Origin of the sequence: Castellaniella denitrificans, from assembly GCF_027214045.1 — a bacterium.
Classification (GTDB): domain Bacteria; phylum Pseudomonadota; class Gammaproteobacteria; order Burkholderiales; family Burkholderiaceae_B; genus Castellaniella; species Castellaniella denitrificans_A.
Genome location: NZ_JAPWHE010000001.1, coordinates 43,055 through 63,354 on the forward strand (window position 1 = coordinate 43,055; position 20,300 = coordinate 63,354).

Genomic DNA, 20,300 nt, shown 5'->3' on the forward strand with positions numbered 1-20,300 from the left:
GGAAAGACCGCAATTATACATGTTTTTCACGCATCGCAAGACCCGGTTTCAGCCCGCCGGCTCGTCCGCTTCGACGGGGCGGTCGATACGGCGCCACAGGCAAGGCTTGCCCGCGGCCTTGTCCAGACCGTCCAGGTAGGCCTCGTGGGCCTGCAGCGCCCGGGCATCGACCTGAATGACCGGCAGGCCGGAGGCATCGAACCGGCCCCGCGCCCCGGTCGCGCCGGCGCCGGATCCGTCCGACGCGTCATCGGGCGCCTCGACCAGCAGGGAATCCTGGCCGCGCGTCATGGCCAGCCAGACCTCGCCCAGAAGCTCCGAGTCCAGCAAGGCGCCATGCAGGGTCCGGTGGGCATTGGAAATGCCGAACCGTTCGCACAGCGCGTCCAGGTTGTTGCGCTTGCCGGGAAACATTTCGCGGGCCACCATCAGCGAATCGGTGACGCTCGCGCACAGATCGGTGAATGGCGGCAGCTTGGCGCGGCGCAGTTCGGCGTTCAGGAATTTCACGTCGAAGGCCGCGTTATGAATGATGACCTCGGCATCGCGCACGAAATCCACCAGTTGGTGGGCGACTTCCGGAAAACGGGGATGGCCGGACAGGAATTCGGTCGTCAATCCGTGAACCCGCAGCGCCTCGGGATCGCTGTCGCGGTCCGGATTCAGATACAGATGCAGGTGGCGGTCGGTGACCCGCCGGTTGAGGATCTCGACGCAGGCCAGTTCCACCACCCGGTGGCCCTGATCGGGCTCCAGGCCCGTGGTTTCCGTATCCAGAACGATTTGACGCATGGGATTCCTTGCCGGCCCGCAGGGGACGGCCATGAACATGGGGCGGGATTCAGGCGGCGCGAACGCCCTGCGGATCCTCGACACCGAGATTGGCCAGAGCATCCGCCCGTTCGTTGCCAGGGTCGCCGGCGTGGCCCTTGACCCACCGCCAGTGTAATTCATGCCCGGCGGCCAGTTCGTCCAGGGTCCGCCACAGGTCGGCGTTCTTCACCGGCTTTCTGTCCGCCGTGCGCCAGTCGCGGCGCTTCCAGTTGGGCAACCATTCGGTCATGCCCTTCTGGACGTAGGCGGAATCGGTATGGACCGTCACCACGCAGCGCCTTTTGAGCGCCCGCAGGGCCTGGATCACGGCCATCAGTTCCATCCGGTTGTTGGTCGTTTCCGGCTCACCGCCGTGCAGGGATTTTTCGTGCGGCCCCTGGCGCAACAGCACGCCCCACCCGCCCGGGCCGGGATTGCCCTTGCAGGCGCCGTCTGTCCAGGCATCCACTCTGGGTTCAGCCATTGATATCCTCGTTGATTCGATTGGCGACGGGCGCCACGGCGCCACGGCGCACACGGCGGCGCCGTGGCTGGCGCCATGCCGGCCCGACCAGGCGCATGCCCGACACCCGCTTGACCGCCGCGATCGCGTATACGGCCCCGCCGGCCGGCCACCAGCGATCGCCGGCGTGCTCCATGAAGCGCCAGCGATGAAGCCAGGCCTGGGTCGCGCACAAAGGTGTGTAGCAACCGAAGCGCCCCCGGTCCAGCTCGAATGACAGAAGCTTGAACCAGTCCTTCAGGCGCGCCGGGGAGACCTGGGACGGCACCGGCACCGGCAGGCGCAGATCCAGGCCCGGCAGGGATTCCCGCAAGCCCCACAGACTATAAGGGTTGAAACCGGTCAGCACCACCCGGCCTTCGGGCATCAGGACGCGCTCGACCTCGCGCAGGGCCTGATGCGGGTCCGCGCACCATTCCAGAGTGTGCGGCATCACCACCAGGTCGATGCTCTGCGTGTCGAAGGGCAATTGTTCGGGTTCGCAGACCAGGCGGCCGGCCCGCGTGCCGAACGGCGCGCTGGGACTGTGCGCCCAGGCCTTGTAGGGAATGCGGTTGGCCTGCAGCAGGTTCCAGTGCGGCAGCCCGATTTGTATGGCATGATAACCGAACGCATTGCCGACCAGGGCGTCGACCTGGCGCTGCTCCCAGGCGCGCACATACCGCCCCGCCGGGGTTTCCAGCCATTCGGCCAATTCAATCGGCATTTCGCGCTGCGGTGCCACGCTGACTCCCTCGACATGAACCCGTCCGTCCCCACCCAGGCCGTCCTGACGCCCATTCCAGCCCTTTCGGACAATTACATCTGGATGGTACAGAAAAACGGTCACGCCTTTGTCGTGGACCCCGGAGAACCCGGCCCCGTGGAGGCTCGGCTGCGCGGCGGGACCGTCCTGGAAGCCATCCTGATCACGCACCATCACGGCGACCACGTCGGCGGGGTGCGTGCATTACAACAGCGAACCGGGGCGCGCGTCTACGGGCCGCGCCACGAAAACATCCCGGCTTGCGACGTGCCCCTTTCCGAAGGCGACGACGTGGACCTGCCCGGCACGGGACTGCGGTTCCAGGTGCTGGACATCCCGGGACATACGGCGGGTCACATCGCCTACGCCGGGCCGATGGACCCCGGCCGGCTGGCGGTCTTCTGCGGGGACACCCTGTTCGCCGCAGGCTGTGGACGCCTGTTCGAGGGCACGCCCGCCCAGATGCTCGATTCCCTGGGCAAGCTCGCCCGGCTGCCGCCGGACACCCTGGTGTGTTGCGCGCACGAATACACGGCATCCAACATCCGCTGGGCCCTGGAGGTCGAACCCGACAACGCCGCCCTGAGGGAACGCGCCCGGGAAGTGGCGCGGCTGCGGACCCGGGATCTGCCCACCGTGCCGTCCTCGATCGGCCTGGAGCTGGAAACCAACCCGTTCCTGCGCACCGGCCGGGCCGACATCCGCGCCGCGGTCGCGCGGCACGCCCGGACCGCCCTGGACACGCCCGAGGCGGTCTTCGCCGGCCTGCGCCAATGGAAAAACGACTTCAGGTAGGGCGCCGGTCCGGCCCCGGAGATTCCGGCCATTTCTGAAGTCCTTTGCACAATCATGTGATTCCTTGGGTAAAATCGGGAAATTCGCGCCCTGAAATTCCCCCGATATCCACCCATGAAAATCCTGCGACTTCTCCTGCCGCTGATCCTGGTGGTGCTGGCCGGCTGTGCCACCCGCCACCAGACGGCCGACCAGCGCCAGGCCTATGTGGCGGAAGACACCTCTCGCACCGTCGACCTGACCCACCCGCCCCGCGACATGTGGGACCGCATACGGCGCGGCTTCGCCATTCCCAACCTGCGCAACGAACGGGTCGACTACTGGACCGATTATTACGCTTCGCACCCGCAATCGGTGCTGCTCATGAGCCAGCGGGCCGGCAAGTACCTGTACTACATCGTCGATGAACTGAACCGTCGCGGCCTGCCCACCGAACTGGCCCTGCTGCCCTTCGTCGAATCCGCCTACAACCCCAATGCCCTGTCCCGGTCCCAGGCGTCCGGCCTGTGGCAGTTCATCCCCAGCACCGGACAGCACTACAAGCTGACACAAGACTGGTGGCGCGATCAACGGCGCGACCCGGTGGCATCCACCCAGGCGGCGCTGGACTACCTGAGCTATCTCTACGATTTCCAGGGCGACTGGTACCTGGCGCTGGCCTCGTACAACTGGGGCGAGGGCGCCGTGAAGCGCGCCATGGACAAGGCCGCCGACGCCGGCAAGCCCACCGGGTACACCGCCCTGGACATGCCCGACGAAACCCGCAACTACGTGCCCAAGCTCCAGGCCATCAAGAACATCATCGCCCGCCCGGACAAATTCGGCATCACCTTGCCCAACGTCAGCAATGCCCCGTATTTCACCACGGTGCACAAAACACGCGACATGGACGTCGCCGTGGCCGCGGCCCTGGCTGAAATGCCGCTCGAGGACTTCCAGGCGCTGAACCCCTCTTACAACCGGCCCGTCATCCTGGCCGCCCACAATCCGGCCCTGCACCTGCCGCTGGACAAGGTCGGCGTCTTCAACGAAAACCTCGAATCCTACACGGGCCGCCTGTCGTCCTGGCAGGTCGTCCACCCCAAAAAGGGCCAGGCCCTGGCCAGCATCGCCAAGGCGCACGGCATCACCCTGGACCAGCTGCGTCAGGCCAACAAACTGAGCGCGAAGCAGACCCGCGCCACCGTCGCCACACTGCTGATCCCGGCACGGGAATCCCCGGCCGGCGGCCTCATGCTGGCTTCCTACCCGGCGCCCGCCGCCGATTCGGCGCCCCAGGCCGCCGCGGCCGGACGAACCGGCAGCTCGATCCGCATCGTCAACCGGCCACACGCCACCGACTTGCGGCCCAAGCCCGTCATCCGCACCCACACGACCCGCCGGGGCGACACCTTGTATTCGCTGGCACGGCGCTACAACACCTCGGTAGACGCCCTGCGCAAACTCAACAACCTGAAAGGCTCCTCCTTGTCCACAGGCCAGCGCCTGCGCGTGCCAGGCGCGGATGCACAAGGATAAATTTTCATAGGACACATCATGGGTATTCTCAACGGCAAACGCATCCTGATCACAGGCGTCATTTCCAACCGCTCGATCGCCTACGGCATCGCGCACGCCTGTCGCGCCCAAGGCGCCGAACTGGCCTTCACCTACGTCGGCGAACGCTTCGAGGGCCGAGTGCGCGGCTTCGCGGAGGAACTGGGCAGCGACATCGTCATTCCCTGCGACGTTTCCGACGACAATCAGATCGAAACCACCTTCGCCACGCTGCGCGAACGCTGGGACGGCCTGGACGGCCTGGTCCATTCAATCGGTTTCGCCCCGCGCGACGCCCTGGAAGGCGACTTCCTGGACGGCATGACGCGCGAGAACTTCCGTATCGCCCACGACATTTCCGCCTACAGTTTCCCCGCCCTGGCCAAGGCCGCGCTGCCCATGCTGGAAGGCCGCAACGGCTCGGTCCTGACCCTGAGCTACCTGGGCGCGGAAAAGGCCATCCCCAACTACAACATGATGGGCCTGGCCAAGGCCTCCCTGGAGGCCAGCGTGCGCTACCTGGCCCGCTCCATGGGCCGCAAGGGCCTGCGCGCCAACGGCATTTCCGCCGGTCCGATCAAGACCCTGGCGGCCAGCGGCATCCGCGACTTCTCCAACATGCTGAAGTACGTAGAGTCCCAGTCCCCGCTGGGCCGCAATGTCACCATCGAGGACGTCGGCAAGGCGGCGTCCTTCCTGCTGTCGGACCTGGCCAGCGGCGTCACCGGCGAAATCCTGCACGTGGACTGCGGGTTCTCGAACACTGTGCCGGGCATGGACTGATCATTTCATCCGCCAGCAACCGGACAGGACAGACCCACGTGGCCCGATCGGAACAGGACAGGAACCGCGACAAGCTGCATGGCTTTCTGGAAGACAAGCTGAAGTGGCACGACTACACCCATCTGGTCGTGGCCGACGAAGACATGGATCCGGCCGCCTGGTTTCTGCACACCATCGGCCTGGCCCGGTCCGGACAAGCCGAACTGATCGTGACCGGCACGCTGGACCACGCCCTGGCCATGGATGTGATCGCCGATGTCGTCGCCTACGGCCGCCGGACCGGCGGGCTGGCCGACGGACAACAGCCCGGCCCTGCCGTCCGCATCCCGGTGCGATTGCGCGACGTCTCGACCCCTTTCGTGATCAAACAGCGGGTTGCGCAGGCCAGCAGCCGTTTCGGCGACTCGATCGGGGTGCTGCAGATCCTCTGGGCCGATGGCGCCGGACGGTTCCCCGACGACCCGGCCTATGACCAGGCGGGATGCCCGCAACAGATGCTGCGGGATATCGCGCCCCGGTCCTGAACAGCGACGGCAGGCCGGCAAATCCGGTGCCTGCGCAATCTCCCGGAAAGCAAAAGCCCTTGAGCGCGGCGATGCGATCAAGGGCTTGAAATCATTGGCGGACAAGGGGGGATTCGAACCCCCGATACGCTATTCACGTATACACGCTTTCCAGGCGTGCGCCTTCAACCACTCGGCCACCTGTCCTGTACGTCTGATCGCCATGGCGACAGACGAAGTCCGCTATTCTAACAGAATAATGTCGAATCCGTCAGCGCCTGGCGATCAGACAATGCCTGTGCCTGCGGCGGGCGCCGCCGTCCCCATGCCACCCACCATGCGCTCGACGTAGCGCGCGATCAGATCGATTTCCAGGTTCACCGGACTGCCGACCGCCAGGTTGCGCAGGGTCGTGACCTGTACCGTGTGCGGGATCAGATTGATGGAGATTTCCGTGCCCTCTTCCTGGTCATCCACCCGGTTGACCGTCAGACTGACGCCATTGACCGTGACCGACCCCTTGTAGGCCAGGTATTTCGACAGATGGGCGGGGACGATGACGCGCAGTTCGGTCGACTCCTCCACGGCGTCGAAACGGGTCACGCGGCCCACGCCGTCGACGTGGCCGGACACCAGATGCCCGTCCAGGCTGTCGCCCAGCCGCAGGGCGTGTTCCAGGTTGACCTCGCCGGGCCGGTCCAGGCCACAGGTGCGGTCCAGGCTTTCGCGCGACACATCGACCTCGAACGAATCCCCATGCAGGGCGACGGCCGTCATGCAGGCCCCCTGGATGGCGATCGAATCGCCCAGGCGGGTGGCCGCCAGCGGCAGGCCGCCGGCCTGGATGCGCAGGCGTACACCCGCAGCCTCGCCGTCTCCCAGGGGACGGACCTCGGTGATGCGGCCCACGGCCGCGACGATACCAGTGAACATGGATTTACCCTGTTTTCAAACCACAAGCCCCGACCAGCGCGCGCCAGCGCGCCGGCTCGCGCAGCCGTAGCCGCATGTCCCGGCCCAATTGCATGACGTCCAGGAATTCGTACCGATAGGCCTGGTCCAGGCCCGTGATCGGCGATGGCAGCGCCGCCAGGCCCTGCCCTTCGCCCAAAAGGCAAGGCGCGAGGTAAGCCACCCATTCATCGACCAGGCCGGCCTGCACCAGCGCGCCCTGCAGCCGCGCACCGGCCTCGACATGCACCTCGTTGATCTCGTGCTCGCCCAGCCAGCGCATCAGCGCCTCCAGGGACAGGCCGCCGTGCGCATCCGCGGGCAGTGCGATGACGCGCACATTGCGGGCCGCCAAGCGGGCGGCCTTGCCGGCGTCGGGCCGCGCGGTGAAGATCCAGACCGGATCGCCGTTGATGACCCGGGCCTGCTCGCCCAGCACGAACTGGGTGTCCAGCACGGCACGGATCGGCTGACGAGGCGTCTCGATCGCGCGCACGTCCAGCATGGGATCATCGGCCAGGACCGTGCCGATGCCGGTCAGCACCATGCAGGATCTCGCCCGCCAGCGATGTCCGTCGTCGCGCGCGGCGTCACCCGTGATCCACTGCGAGCGGCCGTCCGGCAGCGCCGTACGGCCGTCGAAAGAAGAGGCCGACTTCAGCCACAGCCAGGGCGTGCCCCGCGTCATCCGCGCGCAAAAACCGGGATTCTGCGCCAGGGCGTCATCGGCGAACAAGCCGACGTCGACCTGGATGCCTGCTGCCCGCAGCCGCCCGATCCCGGTGCCGGCCACTTTGGGGTTGGGGTCCCGCAGCGCGACCACGACCCGCGCGACGCCGGCCGCGATCAGCGCATCGGCGCACGGCGGCGTGCGGCCCGTATGACTGCAGGGTTCCAGCGTGACGTAGGCCGTAGCGCCGCGCACATCCACGCCCTCGAGCGCGGCCTCGTGCAGGGCCTGGGCTTCGGCGTGGCGCCCGCCCGCCCGCTGGGTGCTGCCTTCGGCCAGCCAGCGGCCGTCGCGCACCAGCACGCAACCGACGCGGGGGTTCGGGCTGCTGACGAACAGGGCCTGATCGGCCACCGCCAGGGCGCGCCGCATCCAACGGTGGTCCTCGGTGGAAAACGGGATTTCAGGCCGGGTCATCGGCATCGTCCGCGCGGCGGAATTCGTCGATAGCCTGGACGAATTCGCGCAGATCCTCGAAGCTGCGGTAGACCGAGGCGAAACGCACATAGGCCACGGGGTCGAGTTGGCGCAGTTCGGACATGACCAGCTCGCCGACGTGATCGGACGGTACTTCGCGTCGGCCGCTCGTCATCAGGCGCTCCTGGATGCGCGCCACGGCGGCATCCAGCGCCGTGGCGCTGACCGGGCGCTTGCGCAGCGCCAGCGCCATGCTGCCATGCAGCTTGGCCGGATCGAAGTCCACCCGGGTTCCGTTGCGCTTGACGATGGAAGGCATCATCAGGTCGACCCGTTCGTAAGTCGTGAAGCGGCGGTCGCAGGCCGTGCATCGGCGACGGCGACGGATCGTGTCGCCTTCCTCGGAGACCCGGGAATCCACGACCTGTGTATCGGCACAACTGCAGAACGGACACTTCATCTGCGCTGCGGGCGCCCTCGGGCGCCCGTTCCGGTTGGATTAGCGGTAGACCGGCAGGCGCGCGGTCAGCTCGTTGACCCGCGCGCGCACCCGGGCGATGTTGTCGGCATCGTTGGGATTGTCGAGCACGTCGGCGATCAGGTTGCCGGTGAGTTCGGCCTCGGCTTCCTTGAAGCCGCGCGTGGTCATGGCCGGGGTGCCCAGACGGATGCCGCTGGTCACGAAGGGCTTTTCCGGATCGTTCGGAATGGCGTTCTTGTTGACCGTGATGTGCGCATCGCCCAGGACGGCCTCGGCTGCCTTGCCGGTGATGCCCTTGGCGCGCAGGTCCACCAGCATCACATGACTTTCGGTGCGCCCCGACACGATGCGCAGGCCGCGCTTGACCAGGGTGTCGGCCAGCACGCGGGCATTGGCCGCCACCTGGGCGGCATAGGCCTTGAATTCAGGCTGCAGGGCCTCGCCGAAAGCCACGGCCTTGGCGGCGATGACGTGCATCAGCGGGCCGCCCTGGATGCCGGGGAAAATGGCGGAATTGACGGCCTTCTCGAATTCGGCCTTCATCATGATCACGCCGCCGCGCGGGCCGCGCAGCGACTTGTGCGTGGTCGAGGTGACGAAATCGGCGTGCGGCACGGGGTTGGGGTAGACGCCGCCCGCCACCAGGCCCGCATAGTGGGCGATGTCCACCATGAACAGGGCGCCGTTGTCGTGGGCGATGCGCGCCATGCGCTCGAAGTCGATGCGCAGCGCATAGGCCGAGGCCCCGCCGACGATCAGCTTGGGCTTGTGGGTGCGCGCGAGTTCTTCCAGTTTGTCGTAGTCCAGGACCTCGTTGGCGTCCAGGCCATAGGAATGGAAGTTGTAGAGCTTGCCAGAGGCGTTCACCGGCGAGCCGTGCGTCAGGTGGCCGCCTTCGGCCAGGCTCATGCCCAGCACGGTGTCGCCCGGCTTGAGCACCGCCATGTACACGCCCTGGTTGGCCTGGGAGCCGGAGTTCGGCTGCACGTTGGCCGCTTCCGCCCCGAAGATCGCCTTCAGGCGGTCGATGGCCAGCTGTTCGACCACGTCCACGTATTCGCAGCCGCCGTAATAGCGCTTGCCGGGATAGCCTTCGGCGTACTTGTTGGTCAACTGCGTGCCCTGGGCCTGCATGACGGCGGGGCTGGCGTAGTTTTCCGAGGCGATCAGCTCGATGTGCTGTTCCTGGCGGGTATTTTCCTGCTGGATGGCGGCCCAGATATCCGGGTCGGCCTGATCGAGGGTGCGGGAACGGTCAAACATGGGGTAGTGGTCCTGAATGGCAGAGAGGTCGGGGAAATCGGGTCATTCTAGCGCGAACCCCGGGCGACTACAGGGCGTGCAGTCGGGGATTCAGGGTATAGGTGCCGGTCAGGGACGCCTGGGCCAGGACGTGCCCCCGCATGGCTTCCAGGGCCTGCGCGCCGGTGAAGCGGCCGGACACACCCAGCTCGGCCACGTCCAGCGCGTAGACCGTGAAGATGTAGCGATGCACGCGTGCGTCGTTCCAGGGCGGGCAGGGGCCGTCGTAGCCGAAGTAGTCGCCATTCATGTCGCGGTCGGCGGCGAACCAGCCTGTGTAGTCGTTCAGCCCCTGGCGCGTGCCGTCCAGCGCCAAGGGGCCGGCCTTGCCGCGCGGGGTGATGCCGTTGGAATAGTCGCCTTCGGCGATGGCGCGCGCATCGGGCGCCACGTCCACCAGCACCCAATGAAAGAAATCGGTGCGCGGCAGATCGGCCGGGACTTCGCGGCCTTCCTGGTTGACGTCGTCGGGCCGCGTCGGCACGTCCGGATCGACGCAAAGGACCGCGAAGGACCGCGTCCCCTCGGGCACGTCCGCCCAGGCCAGCTGGGGATTGCGGTTGCCGGCCAGGGCGACCCGGGTTTGCGGATCGACCCGCGCGAAAGCGTTGCGTTCGGGAATGACCCCCTGGTCGGGAAAGGATTCGCTGTGCAGTTTCATGGGATCCTCCGTGGGTTGGAGCCCGGCCTGACGGCGGGCTCCCGGCTCAGGTCAGGGTGACCCGGGCGAACTTGCGCTTGCCGACCTGCATCACATAGGTGCCCGCCGGCAACAGCAGGGATTTGTCCTCGACACGGTCGCCATCGATGCGCACGCCGCCCTGTTCGATGTTGCGCTGGGCCTCGGACGCCGAAGCCGCCAGCCCCGATTCGCGCAACACCTTGAGGATGCCCATGGGCGCCGCCCCGGCGGTGACCGCGGGCATGTCGTCGGGAATCGCGCCGTCGCGGAACCGGGCGTTGAACTGTTCCAGCGCGCGCGCGCCGGCCCCGGCACCGTGGAAACGGTCGACGATCTCGCCGGCCAGCAGCACCTTGGCGTCGCGCGGATTGCGACCGGCGGTGATTTCCGCCTGCAGGGCGCCGATGTCCTCCAGCGAGCGGAAGGACAGCAGCTCGAAATAGCGCCACATGAGCGTGTCGGAGATCGACATCAGCTTGCCGAACATGGAGTCGGGCGCCTCGGTGATGCCGATGTAGTTGCCCTTGGACTTGGACATCTTTTCGACCCCGTCGGTGCCTTCGAGCAGCGGCATCGTCAGGACGCACTGGGGTTCCTGGCCGTATTCCTTCTGCAGTTCGCGGCCCACCAGCAGATTGAATTTCTGGTCGGTGCCGCCGAGTTCGAGGTCGGCCTTCAGGGCGACGGAGTCGTAGCCCTGCAGCAGCGGGTACAGGAATTCGTGCACGGAAATCGGCACGCCGCCCTTGAAGCGGCGGGTGAAATCGTCGCGCTCCATCATGCGGGCCACGGTATAGCGAGACGCCAGCTGGATCAGGCCCCGTGTACCCAGCGGATCGCACCACTCGGCGTTGTAGCGGATTTCGGTGCGATCGGGATCCAGCACCAGGCTGGCCTGGGCATAGTAGGTCTTGGCGTTTTCGCGGATCTGTTCCGGCGTGAGCGGCGGGCGGGTGGCGTTGCGGCCGCTGGGGTCGCCGATCTGGGCGGTGAAATCGCCGATCAGGAAGATCACGGTATGACCGAGATCCTGGAGCTGGCGCATTTTGTTCAGCACCACCGTATGGCCCAGGTGGATGTCGGGCGCCGTGGGGTCCAGGCCGAGTTTGATGCGCAGGGGCGTGCCGGTGGCGCGGCTGCGCGCGAGCTTGGCGGCGAATTCGGAAACGACGAGCAGTTCGTCGCAACCCCGCTGGGCCACGCGCAGATCTTCGGCGATCCGGGGGTCGACGGGGTCGGAGGGGGACGGCATGGTATACGCTTTTATCAGAAAATGATCAGAAAAATGAAAAACCGCTCGAAAAAACAGCAAGTATGCGCTAGCATAACGTGCCACCGCAGCTTCTGTACAACACATTCGACGCCCCGCCGGGCGACGGGGATTGCTCATGTTAGCAGAACCCCCGTCCCGCCCAGGACCCGCGCAGCCTGAACCCACCCTATCGTCTCCGCCCATGATGCCAGAGGCCCACCCGCCGCAACGCCGCCGACACATCACCCGCAGTCTGTTGTTCGCCGCCGGCGGCCTGTTCCTGACCGCGGCCGCATTGGCCGTCGTCCAGCCTTCCGCCCCGCCGGAACCCGCCTTCCAGGCCCGCCAGACGCTCGACCTGCCGCCCCTGAACGCCCGGTCTGACCAGAAAGCCGCGCCCTACATCGCCTCGACCCGCATCCGCCGCGGCGACACAGTGTCCGACTTGCTGAATCGCCTCGGGGTCAACGAGGACGGCCTGCTCGCCTTCCTGACGCACGACGAACGCGCGCGATCGATCTACAAGCTCTACCCGGGCCGCACCGTGCAGGCCGCCCTGGACGACCAGGGGCGCATGGTGTGGCTGCGCTACGCCCACACGCCCGGCACCACCGTGAAGTCCGGGGTCGATTCCGCCTGGCTCGAGGTCCGGCCCGCGGACGGGGGATTCACTGCCCGGGAACGCACCATCGCCGCCGTGCGCGAAACCCGCATCGCCGAAGGCGAAATCTCCAGTTCCCTTTTCGGCGCCGCCGACCAGGCGCGGATCCCCGACGCCGTCACCATGGAAATGGTGGACATCCTGGGCAGCCGCATCGACTTCCTGAAGGACCTGCGCAAGGGCGACCGCTTCCGCATCGTCTACGACGCCTACATGCACGATGGCGAGGAAGTCGGCACCGGCCACATCCGCGCCCTGGAATTCATCAACCGGGGCAAGACCTACAGCGCCGTCTGGTTCCAGAGCGGCCAGAAACCGGGCGGCTACTATGATTTCTCCGGCGCCAGCCTGAAGGGCGCCTTCCTGCGCACCGCGATCAAGTTCACCCGCATCAGCTCGGGCTTCGGCATGCGCATGCACCCGATCCACAATAAATGGGTCGGCCACAAGGGCGTGGACTACGCCGCTCCTTCCGGCACACCGATCCACGCCACGGCCGACGGCACGGTGGAATTCATCGGCCGTCAGAACGGCTACGGCAACGTCATCATCCTGAAGAACTTCGGCAAATATTCCACGTTGTACGCTCACCAGAGCCGGTTCGCCAAGGGTCTTAAAAAGGGCGACCAGGTCCGGCAAGGTCAATTGATCGGCTACGTGGGATCGACCGGATGGGCGACCGGGCCGCACCTGCATTACGAATTCCGCATCGACAAGCGCCCTGTCGATCCGCTGGCGGTCGACCTGCCGGTGGCACGCACACTGAACGCGGCGGACCGCAAGGCTTTCAAGACCGTGGTGGCCAGTTACCAGCCCCAGATCCAGCTGATGGCGCGGCTGCAGGACAGCCGCATCCAGGTCGCCCTGGAATAAGCCGTCTCATGGCCGCCGTCCGGGACACCGAGCCTTACATCGGCCTGATGTCGGGCACCAGCACGGATGGCGTGGACGGCGTGCTGGCGGATCTGGCCGGCGATTCGATCCAGGTGCTCGCCAGCGTCAGCCTGGCCCTGCCTGACGGGCTGCGCCATGAATTGCTGGCTTTGAACGCCCCCGGTCCCGACGAACTCGCCCGGGCGGCCCGGGCGGCCAACGCGCTGGCGGACTGCTACGCGGCCGTCGTCCATGACCTGCTGTCGCGCGCCGGCGTGCAGGCATCCGGGGTCCGCGCCATCGGCGCCCATGGACAGACCGTGCGCCACGCGCCCGAGTCCGGCTACACCCTGCAAATCAATGCGCCGGCGCGGCTGGTGGAGCGCACCGGCATCGCGGTGGTGGCGGATTTCCGCAGCCGCGACGTCGCGGCCGGCGGCCAGGGCGCCCCCCTGGTGCCGGCCTTCCATGCCGCGCGCTTCGGCTGCGGCGCGGGCCGCGCGATCCTGAATCTGGGCGGCATCGCCAACCTGACCGTGCTTGAAGACCCGGTGCGCGGCTTCGACACCGGGCCGGCCAACATGCTGATGGATGCCTGGATCCGGCGCCACCGGAACCGGCCCTACGACCATGACGGCGCCTGGGCGGCCCAAGGCCGCTGCCACGGCGGACTGTTGGCTGCGCTGCTGGCCGAACCCTGGCTCGATCAGGCGCCGCCGAAATCGACCGGACGCGATCTGTTCAGCCTGGCCTGGCTGGATGGCCGGCTCAATGCATTGACCCGCGATGACCGCCCCATACGGCCCGCCGATGTCCAGGCCACCCTGCTGCGCCTGTCGGTGGAAACGATCGCCACCGCCGTCCGCCGACACGCGCCGGATACCCGGGAAGTCCTGGCGTGCGGCGGCGGCGCCCGGAACCCGGTGCTCATGGACGCGCTGGCCCAGGCGCTGCCCTGCCGATTGAGCACCACGGACGCTTGCGGCGTACCCGCCCAGGATGTCGAGGCGCTGGCCTTCGCCTGGCTGGCGCAGGCGCACCTTCAGGGCCGTCCGGTCTGCTTGCCGGCCGTCACGGGAGCGCGGCACGCGACCATCGCGGGCTGTCTGTATCCCGTCTAGATCGCGCCTCTTTTCGCTTGCCGGCCCGAATGCCGGAAAGCGATGTCAAGGAGAGAACGAGGAACCGCAGCCGCAAGTCGTGTTGGCGTTGGGATTGCGGATGACGAACTGCGAGCCTTCCAGGTCGTCCTTGTAGTCGATTTCGGAACCGACCAGATATTGGAAGCTCATGGGGTCCACCAGCAACTGGACGCCATCGCGCTCGATGGTCGTGTCGTCCTCGGCCACATCCTCGTCGAAGGTGAAGCCGTACTGGAAACCCGAACAGCCGCCCCCCTGGACGAAGACCCTCAGTTTCAGGCCGGGGTTGTTTTCCTCGACCAGCAACTCCCGGACCTTGGCGGCAGCGGCGTCCGTGAAGATCAGTGGGCTGGGCGGAACGTCGAGATCCGCGTGTTCGATGGTGCTCAAGGCAAGACTCCTGCGCGGTCGGGAACCACGCGATTCAGATCGGCATCCTGGGAGGCCCGGACCGTGTCGCCCTCGAGGATCTCGAGGCGGACCGATTGGATCGACAGATCCGGCACTCGCCGCAGAACGCCTGTGCTGCGCTGGAACTGGTCGAAGACCAGGGCCAGCGGATCCGCCCCCGGGGCGGACGCGGCGGTCTCGCCGGCGGCGGGGGCCACCGGCGGACTCAATTCGATTTTAACGGCTTTACCCTGGGAACGACCATTGGCCACGAACCGCATGCGGCCTTTGAAGGGATCCGCCTGGGGCGCGGCGTTGCGCGTCAGCAGCACACGGTAGCGCAGAAATTCGCCCTCGGCCTGGATGTCGAAGGCGCGCACCGCGACGGCGCCCGCCGGCCCCGGAGGGATCAACTGCTCGTAGAACGCCAACTGATCGCGGGTGCGACCCAGTTCGCGCTGAAGTTCGGCATTGCTGTTCTGGAGCGCGCGCTGGGTGCCCGCCTGGACCTCGGCTTCGCTGCGCAAGGCCGCCAGGTCGGTCCGGACACCGGACAGTTCGGCTCGCAGGGATTCGATCCGGGCACGCAGCGCCTGGTTTTCGGCGCGGTCCCCGGCATGCATGCCGAAATGCATGGCCAGCGCCCCGATGACGAACACCACCAGCAGCAGCACAAGCCGGGACAGGCCGCGCACCAGCCAGGCGCTGAAACCGCCCCCACGCGCCGCGGAAGGTTGCGTCATGCGTGTCTCCGTCAGGGCAGCACCGCCACGTGCCGCAGCCCGGTGGTTTCCGGCAGGCCGAACATCAGATTCATGTTCTGCACGGCCTGGCCTGCGGCGCCCTTGACGAGATTGTCCTGGACCACGAGCACCACCAGGGTGTCGCCGCCGGCGGGCCGGTGCACGGCGATGCGCAACATGTTCGAGGCGCGCACCGAGCGCGTCTGCGGCAGGCTGCCCGCCGGCATGACGTCGACGAAAGGCTCGTCGGCATAACGCCGTTCGTACAGCGCCTGGAAATCGGTGTCCAGCGCGTCGGGCAGGATGCGCAGGTACAGCGTGGAAAACATGCCCCGGATCATCGGCACCAGATGCGGCACGAAGGTCAGTCCCACCGGCGCGCCCGCGATGCGGGCCAGGCATTCGGAAATTTCCGGATGATGGCGGTGCCCGGCCACGCCGTAGGCCGCGAAGTTGTCGGCGGCTTCGGAGAACAGGGAGCCGACCTGGGTCTTGCGGCCCGCCCCCGACACCCCGGATTTCGAGTCGGCGATGACGTGCGACGTATCGATCAGGGGCCGGCCGGCCTGCAGCACGGGGGCGAGCCCCAGCAGCACCGTGGTCGGATAGCAGCCGGGATTGCCCACGACCCGGGCCTGGCGGATGCGGTCACGGTCCAGCTCCGGCAAGCCGTAGACGGCTTCCTTGAGCACGTCGGGGCTGCTGTGCGGCATTTTGTACCACTGCTGAAAGGTATCGACGTCCTGCAGGCGGAAATCCGCCGCCAGGTCGATCACCCGGACATCGTGTTCCAGCAGGCCGCGCGCCTGTTCCATGGCCACGCCGTGCGGCGTGGCGAAAAACACCACATCGCACTGGTCCAGCGCGGCTTCCTCGGGGGTCTGGAAACACAGGTCCACATGGCCGCGCAGGTTGGGAAACATATCGGCCACCGGCATCCCCGATTCCTTGCGGGATGTGATGGCGTGCAGCCGCACGCCGGGATGCTGCGACAGCAGGCGCAGCAGCTCCACGCCCGTGTAGCCGGTCCCGCCGACGATGCCGGCCTTGATGGGGGTGGAAGTGTTCGTGCTCATGCAAGGGATCCTGTCTGTAGAAATGGCGGGCCCGCCCGGAAGGCCTGAGGGGACCGCGCCCGTGTTCACGCCTCAGATTATGGCATGCGCACGGCACCCCGGGCTCGGCGCTGGCCCAAGCAAAAACGCCGCCCGGAAGCCGGAGCGGCGTTTTTGCTGCGCGCCGGGCGGCAGCGCCCGGATGCGGAATCAGCGCTTGCTGAACTGCTTGCGCCGACGGGCCTTATGGAAGCCGACCTTCTTGCGCTCGACTTCGCGGGCGTCGCGGGTCACCAGGCCCGCTTGCTTCAGCGGCGACTTCAGGGTTTCGTCGTAGTCGATCAAGGCACGCGTGATGCCGTGACGCACGGCGCCGGCCTGGCCGGATTCACCGCCGCCGTGGACGTTGACGTGAAAGTCGAACGATTCCAGGTGGTTGGTGACTTCCAGCGGCTGGCGAACGACCATGCGGCCGGTTTCGCGCGCGAAGTACTCATCGACGGGGCGGCCGTTGACGACGATCTTGCCCGTGCCTTTTTTCAGGAACACACGCGCCACAGACGTCTTGCGGCGGCCAGTGCCGTAATTCCAATTACCGATCATGATGGCCTATCCTCAGAAGTCCAGGGGTTGCGGCTGCTGCGCGGTATGCGGGTGCTCGGCACCGGCATAGACCTTCAGCTTCTTCGCCATGGCGTAGCCCAGGGGGCCCTTGGGCAGCATGCCCTTGACGGCCTTCTGCAGGGCGCGACCGGGGAAGCGCTGCTGCATCTTCTGGAAGTTGGTTTCCGTGATCCCGCCCGGATAGGTGGAGTGACGGTAGTAGCGCTTGTCCTGCGCCTTGGCGCCCGTGACGACGATATCGGCGGCATTGATGACGACGATGTAATCGCCCGTATCCACGTGCGGCGTGAATTCCGGTTTGTGCTTGCCACGCAGGCGGCGTGCGACTTCGCTGGCCACACGACCCAGGACCTTGCCCTTGGCGTCGATCACAAACCAGTCACGCTTGACTTCATGCGGCTTGGCCACAAAGGTCTTCATGATGGTGTTCCTGATGAATTGAATGAAAGGATTTCCGTCCGCTCCGCCAGGGCTTTATGAAAGGACAGGCAACACCCGCCCCGCAACCCGTACGGTGTGATCTCAAACGAAAATCCGACCATTGTACCCGGCTGGCGGAAGTTAGACAAACACTGCCCGCTTCGGGGCCGACGCCTGCGCACCGCTCAATGAAAAAGGGCGCCCCGAAGGACGCCCCCGCTCATGCGGCCGTGATCACTTCTTGCGGGCCAGGGCGGCGCCCAGATAATTGTCGAACGAGCCTTCGGCCACACGGAACCAGGGCACGATGTTGTCGCGGAAGGCCATGTAATTGTCGAAGATCTTCTTGAAGCCCGGGTCCTTGTCGCAGAATTCCTTGTAGACCTGGTTGGAGGCCTCGAACGAGGCGTCCATGACTTCGCGCGGGAAGCTCTTGAGCACGGCACCGCCGGCGATCAGGCGGCGCAGGGCCTCGGGATTGTGGGCATCATAGTCCTGGACCATCTTCGAGCCCGCGGCGCGCGAAGCGACGTCGATGACGCGCTGGTAGGCCTTGGGCAATTCGGCGTAGGCCTTGTCGTTGACGTACAGGGACACCTGGGCCGAGCCTTCCCACCAGCCCGGGTAGTAATAGTATTTCGCGACCTTCTGGAACCCCAGCTTTTCATCGTCGACGGGGCCGACGAATTCCACGGCGTCCAGCGCTCCCTTTTCCAGGGACGGGTAGATGTCGCCGGGGGGAATCTGCTGCGGAATCACGCCCAGGCGCGACAGGACTTCGCCCGCGAAGCCGGCCGTGCGCATCTTCAGGCCCTTCAGGTCGCCGACCGTCTTGATTTCCTTGCGGTACCAGCCACCCATCTGGGTGCCGGTATTGCCCAGGGGGAAGTTGACGATGCCGCGCGGCGCGAACAGTTCGCGCATCAGCTTCAGGCCGTCGCCCTCGTACATCCAGGCGTTCATCTGGCGCACGTTCAGGCCGAAGGGCACCGCCGTGTCGAAGCAGAAGGAAGGGTCCTTGCCATAGTAATAGTAGGAGGCGGTCTGGCCGCATTCCACGGTGCGGTTGCCGACGGCGTCCATCACTCCGTAGCCCGGCACCAGCTCACCGGCCGGATACAGGCGGATGTTGAAATTCCCGTCGGTGACTTCCTTGACCAGATCGCAGAACATCTGCGCCGTCGAAAACAGCGGCGGCAGCGACGGCCCGTAGGTCGAGGTCATTTTCCAGTTGATCTGGGGGTTCGACTGGGCGATGGCCGGGGCGGCCACGGCCGCCGTGCCCGCCACCGCGCCCAGACCCGCCTTTTTCAGAAACGCGCGACGCTGCATGATGAAGGATCTCCTGTCTGTTGGAATAATTGGCATGTGTTGCTACCAAGCTTTTCGATATTACACTGCGCGTCCCCGCGCCGCACGGAAAACGGCGCGGACACAAGGCCACCGGCGCCGGCGGTGACCTAGAGTCCGGCGACCGCCATGCCGTCGATCAGCACAGAGCCGGTGGACTTGGCGCCACGTCCATAGACATCGGCCCCGACAGCGACGATGCCGCGGAACATGTCGGCCAGGTTGCCGGCGATGGTGATTTCCTGGACGGGATGGCGGATGACGCCGTCCTGCACCCAATAACCGAAAGCCCCGCGCGAGTAATCGCCGGTGACGTAATTCACCCCCTGCCCGATCAGTTCGGTGACCAGCAGCCCGGTCCCCATCTTGCGCAGCATGGCGGGCAAGTCGTCTTCGGGCCGGGTCAGGCGCGAGCGCAGACTGAGATTATGCGACCCGCCCGCGTTGCCGGTGGTTGCCATGCCGAGCTTGCGGGCCGTGTAAGTGGACAGAAAATAGCCCGTGAGCACGCCCTGGTCCACCACACGGCGGGCCTGCGGGCGGACCCCTTCGGAGTCAAAGGGCGCACTGCCCTGGGCACCCGGGATGTAGGGGTTCTCGACCACATCCAGGTGATCGGCCAGCACAGGCTTGCCCAGCGCATCCAGCAGGAAGCTGGCCTTGCGGTACAGTGCGCCGCCGCTGGTGGCCTGGACCAGCGCGCCCACCAGGCCGACGGCCAGGGGGGCCTCGAACAGCACCGGATAGCGGCCGGTCTTGACCGGGCGTGCGCCCAGGCGCGACAGGGCGCGTTCGGCCGCGTAGCGGCCGACCTCGGCCGGCGCGGCCAGGCCGTCGGCACGGCGCGCGGACGTGTACCAGTAGTCCCGCTGCATGCCGTCGCCGCGTCCGGCGATGGGCGCAACCGACAGGCTGTGCCGGGAATAGGGATAGCCCCCCAGGAAGCCGCGCGAATTGCCCAGGACGAAATGGCCTTCCATGGTGTCCAGGGAAGCGCCTTCGGAGTTGGTGATCCCCTGGCTGGTCGCCAGCGCGGCGCGTTCGGCCTGGATCGCCAGGCGGGCCGCGCCTTCGGCGTCGATGGCCCAGGGGTGATGCAGATCCAGGTCCGGATAATGCAGGGCGAAGCGTTCGGGCTCCGGCAGGCCGGCGGCCGGGTCCTCGGCGGTATAGCGGGCGATGTGCCAGGCGGCATCCACGGTGCGGCGCAGCGCTTCGGGCGAAAAGTCGGAGGTCGAGGCCGAACCCCGGCGCTGGCCGGCGAACACAGTCACAGCCATGGACCGGTCGCGGGTCTGTTCGATGGTTTCGATGGCGCGCCGGCGCACCGAAACGGACAGCCCCCGGCTTTCGGAGATTTCCACGGCGGCGTCCGTGGCGCCGGCCTTGCGGGCGTGGCGCAACGCGTCGCCCACCAGTTCGCGGAACTGGGCCTGCTGGGCGGGAACATCGAGGAAATCATCGGTTCGTTGGTTCATGCGGCGGATCACTCGGTATGGGACGTCGGTACGGGACGGTTATCATAGACA

At 66.7% G+C, this 20,300-nt stretch carries 22 protein-coding genes and 1 tRNA gene; 6 read left to right on the plus strand and 17 right to left on the minus strand.

The window, feature by feature from the left end; translation table 11 throughout:
- Positions 1-48 precede the first annotated feature (48 nt).
- The 3 genes from dnaQ to O4H32_RS00245 are packed head-to-tail and all read right to left on the minus strand — an operon-like array spanning position 49 to position 2,060.
- Positions 49-792 (minus strand): DNA polymerase III subunit epsilon, encoded by a 744-nt coding sequence (gene dnaQ / locus O4H32_RS00235; RefSeq protein WP_269355614.1) that lies wholly within the window; start codon positions 790-792, stop codon positions 49-51.
- Positions 793-841: 49 nt separating this feature from the next.
- Positions 842-1,297, minus strand: coding sequence for a ribonuclease HI (gene rnhA / locus O4H32_RS00240; protein ID WP_269355616.1), 456 nt, complete (start codon positions 1,295-1,297; stop codon positions 842-844).
- Positions 1,290-2,060: a class I SAM-dependent methyltransferase gene (locus O4H32_RS00245; protein WP_407932585.1), complete on the minus strand. Its 771-nt coding sequence runs from the start codon at positions 2,058-2,060 to the stop codon at positions 1,290-1,292. The genes rnhA and O4H32_RS00245 overlap by 8 nt, the downstream gene beginning before the upstream one ends.
- A gap of 15 nt (positions 2,061-2,075) precedes the next feature.
- On the opposite strand from O4H32_RS00245, the gene gloB reads away from it, so the two are divergent.
- The 4 genes from gloB (at position 2,076) to O4H32_RS00265 (ending at position 5,719) form a co-directional block, all read left to right on the plus strand.
- Entirely contained in the window at positions 2,076-2,876 is an 801-nt protein-coding gene (gene gloB, locus O4H32_RS00250) for a hydroxyacylglutathione hydrolase (protein ID WP_269355620.1), read from the plus strand.
- A gap of 114 nt (positions 2,877-2,990) precedes the next feature.
- On the plus strand, positions 2,991-4,394 hold the full coding sequence (locus tag O4H32_RS00255; protein ID WP_269355622.1) for a transglycosylase SLT domain-containing protein: 1,404 nt from the start codon (positions 2,991-2,993) through the stop codon (positions 4,392-4,394).
- An 18-nt stretch (positions 4,395-4,412) separates the two neighbouring features.
- The gene (gene fabI / locus O4H32_RS00260) at positions 4,413-5,195 is read left to right on the plus strand and encodes an enoyl-ACP reductase FabI (RefSeq protein ID WP_269355623.1); all 783 of its coding nucleotides are present in this window, start codon (positions 4,413-4,415) and stop codon (positions 5,193-5,195) included.
- 38 nt (positions 5,196-5,233) lie between these two features.
- Positions 5,234-5,719, plus strand: coding sequence for a DUF4262 domain-containing protein (locus tag O4H32_RS00265; RefSeq protein ID WP_269355624.1), 486 nt, complete (start codon positions 5,234-5,236; stop codon positions 5,717-5,719).
- Between the two features lie 95 nt (positions 5,720-5,814).
- Here O4H32_RS00265 and O4H32_RS00270 read toward each other — a convergent pair.
- The 7 genes from O4H32_RS00270 to tyrS form a co-directional block, all read right to left on the minus strand.
- A tRNA-Ser gene (locus tag O4H32_RS00270) sits at positions 5,815-5,905 on the minus strand.
- A gap of 78 nt (positions 5,906-5,983) precedes the next feature.
- On the minus strand, positions 5,984-6,631 hold the full coding sequence (locus O4H32_RS00275) for a riboflavin synthase (protein WP_269355626.1): 648 nt from the start codon (positions 6,629-6,631) through the stop codon (positions 5,984-5,986).
- A 4-nt stretch (positions 6,632-6,635) separates the two neighbouring features.
- Positions 6,636-7,796: a bifunctional diaminohydroxyphosphoribosylaminopyrimidine deaminase/5-amino-6-(5-phosphoribosylamino)uracil reductase RibD gene (gene ribD, locus O4H32_RS00280; RefSeq protein ID WP_269355628.1), complete on the minus strand. Its 1,161-nt coding sequence runs from the start codon at positions 7,794-7,796 to the stop codon at positions 6,636-6,638.
- The gene (nrdR, locus tag O4H32_RS00285; protein ID WP_269355629.1) at positions 7,783-8,256 is read right to left on the minus strand and encodes a transcriptional regulator NrdR; all 474 of its coding nucleotides are present in this window, start codon (positions 8,254-8,256) and stop codon (positions 7,783-7,785) included. Before nrdR ends, ribD begins: the two co-directional genes overlap by 14 nt.
- 39 nt (positions 8,257-8,295) lie before the next feature.
- Positions 8,296-9,540 carry a serine hydroxymethyltransferase gene (gene glyA, locus O4H32_RS00290; protein WP_269355632.1) on the minus strand — a complete coding sequence of 415 codons (1,245 nt, stop codon included), beginning with the start codon at positions 9,538-9,540 and terminating at the stop codon, positions 8,296-8,298.
- A gap of 67 nt (positions 9,541-9,607) precedes the next feature.
- Positions 9,608-10,240 (minus strand): YbhB/YbcL family Raf kinase inhibitor-like protein, encoded by a 633-nt coding sequence (locus tag O4H32_RS00295; RefSeq protein ID WP_269355634.1) that lies wholly within the window; start codon positions 10,238-10,240, stop codon positions 9,608-9,610.
- Positions 10,241-10,286: 46 nt separating this feature from the next.
- Positions 10,287-11,513 (minus strand): tyrosine--tRNA ligase, encoded by a 1,227-nt coding sequence (tyrS, locus tag O4H32_RS00300; RefSeq protein ID WP_269355636.1) that lies wholly within the window; start codon positions 11,511-11,513, stop codon positions 10,287-10,289.
- A 202-nt stretch (positions 11,514-11,715) separates the two neighbouring features.
- Between tyrS and O4H32_RS00305 the strand changes: the two genes are divergently transcribed.
- Together O4H32_RS00305 and O4H32_RS00310 are read left to right on the plus strand one after the other, a co-directional pair.
- The gene (locus O4H32_RS00305; RefSeq protein WP_407932586.1) at positions 11,716-13,047 is read left to right on the plus strand and encodes a M23 family metallopeptidase; all 1,332 of its coding nucleotides are present in this window, start codon (positions 11,716-11,718) and stop codon (positions 13,045-13,047) included.
- 8 nt (positions 13,048-13,055) lie between these two features.
- Entirely contained in the window at positions 13,056-14,168 is a 1,113-nt protein-coding gene (locus O4H32_RS00310) for an anhydro-N-acetylmuramic acid kinase (RefSeq protein WP_269355637.1), read from the plus strand.
- A gap of 45 nt (positions 14,169-14,213) precedes the next feature.
- Here the strand turns inward: O4H32_RS00310 and erpA are convergent, their stop codons facing one another.
- The 7 genes from erpA to pmbA all read right to left on the minus strand — a co-directional run bounded on the left by erpA (position 14,214) and on the right by pmbA (position 20,249).
- Positions 14,214-14,579 carry an iron-sulfur cluster insertion protein ErpA gene (gene erpA, locus O4H32_RS00315; protein WP_269355639.1) on the minus strand — a complete coding sequence of 122 codons (366 nt, stop codon included), beginning with the start codon at positions 14,577-14,579 and terminating at the stop codon, positions 14,214-14,216.
- On the minus strand, positions 14,576-15,322 hold the full coding sequence (locus tag O4H32_RS00320; protein ID WP_269355641.1) for a DUF6776 family protein: 747 nt from the start codon (positions 15,320-15,322) through the stop codon (positions 14,576-14,578). Before O4H32_RS00320 ends, erpA begins: the two co-directional genes overlap by 4 nt.
- A gap of 11 nt (positions 15,323-15,333) precedes the next feature.
- Positions 15,334-16,398, minus strand: coding sequence for an N-acetyl-gamma-glutamyl-phosphate reductase (argC, locus tag O4H32_RS00325; RefSeq protein ID WP_269355643.1), 1,065 nt, complete (start codon positions 16,396-16,398; stop codon positions 15,334-15,336).
- 189 nt (positions 16,399-16,587) lie between these two features.
- Entirely contained in the window at positions 16,588-16,980 is a 393-nt protein-coding gene (gene rpsI / locus O4H32_RS00330; protein WP_043685028.1) for a 30S ribosomal protein S9, read from the minus strand.
- A 12-nt stretch (positions 16,981-16,992) separates the two neighbouring features.
- On the minus strand, positions 16,993-17,421 hold the full coding sequence (gene rplM / locus O4H32_RS00335; RefSeq protein WP_043685031.1) for a 50S ribosomal protein L13: 429 nt from the start codon (positions 17,419-17,421) through the stop codon (positions 16,993-16,995).
- Positions 17,422-17,655: 234 nt separating this feature from the next.
- The gene (locus O4H32_RS00340; protein ID WP_269355646.1) at positions 17,656-18,753 is read right to left on the minus strand and encodes a TRAP transporter substrate-binding protein; all 1,098 of its coding nucleotides are present in this window, start codon (positions 18,751-18,753) and stop codon (positions 17,656-17,658) included.
- Between the two features lie 128 nt (positions 18,754-18,881).
- Complete coding sequence (pmbA, locus tag O4H32_RS00345) at positions 18,882-20,249, minus strand: metalloprotease PmbA (protein WP_269355648.1); 1,368 nt, start codon at positions 20,247-20,249, stop codon at positions 18,882-18,884.
- Positions 20,250-20,300 lie beyond the last annotated feature (51 nt).